Raw genomic sequence first — 1,025 nt, 5'->3', positions numbered from 1 at the left:
GAAATACGGTATTCTGATGTGACAAAACCTGAATCCTGGTCGTTAAAGTGTTTGTTTGCACTCATATTTTAACTGTTCGGACTCAGGTTTTTTTATTTAAATCAAACTATGGGACAGCAGTGGGTTATAACCCCCTTTTATTGTAATGAATCGTTAATTAAAGCTGAGTGAAAATCTGTTCTTTGTCTAGACGGGATTTTGGCAGTTTGGCATTGAAATCATTTTCACTACGATAACCCAGTGTCAGTAATACCGAAGGGATCAAGCCTTTCTCGGTTAACTGCAATTCATCATTGATGATTTGTTCATCAAATCCACCAATGGGTGTTGCATCAATGCCTTCAATTCCAGCAGCTAATAGAATTTGACCTAAAGCAATAAAGGTCTGATTTTCCGCCCAGCGCTGAATATCACCTTTTTCATTGCGATAATAATCGACATAACCGGAGCGGCTGTCTTTTTGTCCCTGTTTGGCTTTTTCATCTTTAAAACGACCACTGATGTCATCTTGAGTGAGCAAGTTATCTAAATGCTGTTCGCTGATATCGGCTTTAGTACAGAACAAAATGGTATGCGAAGAATCTAGAACTTTAGGTGCGTTATAGGTATATTTCCCAACCAATGCTTTGGCGATCCGTTCTTTAGCCGCTTGATTGTCAGCAATAAAAAAATGCCAAGGTTGAATGTTGATAGAAGATGGAGTCAAACGTAAGATTTCTAATAAACGTGCAACCTGTTCCTTGGGAATTTTTCGAATAGGATCATAGGCTTTGGTGGTATAACGGGTTTTCGAGACGTTTAAAAGATCCATGAATGATTACTCCACTTATAAATTATGTTTAATATTCTACATGAAAAATTAATATAAAAGATTTGGGTTGGATCTAAGTAATTTATAGATATGAACCGTACCGGGTTTGTCGGAGACCAACTTTCTTGAGAGAATGTCCCAATGACAAAACCAAAATATACTCCTGAAATCAGAGAAAGAGCGGTTCAATTATTGATTGAATCTGAAAAAGATT

The 1,025-nt window shown here is 37.0% G+C and carries 1 protein-coding gene; it reads right to left on the bottom strand.

What is annotated here, in order from left to right; all coding sequences use genetic code 11:
- Window positions 1-157: 157 nt before the first annotated feature.
- Window positions 158-811 (bottom strand): oxygen-insensitive NAD(P)H nitroreductase, encoded by a 654-nt coding sequence (gene nfsB / locus HLH16_RS06105; protein WP_171528662.1) that lies wholly within the window; start codon window positions 809-811, stop codon window positions 158-160.
- Window positions 812-1,025 lie beyond the last annotated feature (214 nt).

This window comes from Acinetobacter sp. ANC 5378, from assembly GCF_013004315.1.
Classification (GTDB): Bacteria; Pseudomonadota; Gammaproteobacteria; order Pseudomonadales; family Moraxellaceae; genus Acinetobacter.
The sequence above is the reverse complement of the archived record's forward strand: the minus strand, read 5'-3'. Positions and strand labels throughout refer to the sequence as shown.

Excerpts from the sequence above, each read along its gene's own strand:
- nfsB (WP_171528662.1), bottom strand. The coding sequence starts at position 811 with ATGGATCTTTTAAACGTCTCGAAAACCCGTTATACCACCAAAGCCTAT.